Raw genomic sequence first — 282 nt, forward strand, 5'->3', positions numbered from 1 at the left:
TGTAGTATCAAAAATCATCGCTTAATCATTGATTAGGTGTTGATGTAAAAAGAAGGCTCCGGTTCGGGGCCTTTTTTATGCCTAACGTTCTTAAAAATTGTGCAATAAGATACTGTATGCTTGTTTTAGCACGCTAAGGCAGTATAATGAGCGGCTATTTAACGGTATGGCACTTTTAGTGTGATAATTGCACCGTTATTTTTTGTAGGGGCATAGTTCCAATTGGTAGAACAGCGGTCTCCAAAACCGATGGTTGGGGGTTCGAATCCCTCTGCCCCTGCC

At 41.8% G+C, this 282-nt stretch carries 1 tRNA gene; it reads left to right on the forward strand.

Annotated features, from left to right (window positions below):
* The first annotated feature begins 206 nt into the window (after positions 1–206).
* Positions 207–280 (forward strand) — tRNA-Trp (locus tag IE163_RS17490).
* Positions 281–282: the final 2 nt, after the last annotated feature.

Origin of the sequence: Alishewanella longhuensis, assembly GCF_014653435.1 — a bacterium.
Lineage (GTDB): Bacteria > Pseudomonadota > Gammaproteobacteria > Enterobacterales > Alteromonadaceae > Alishewanella > Alishewanella longhuensis.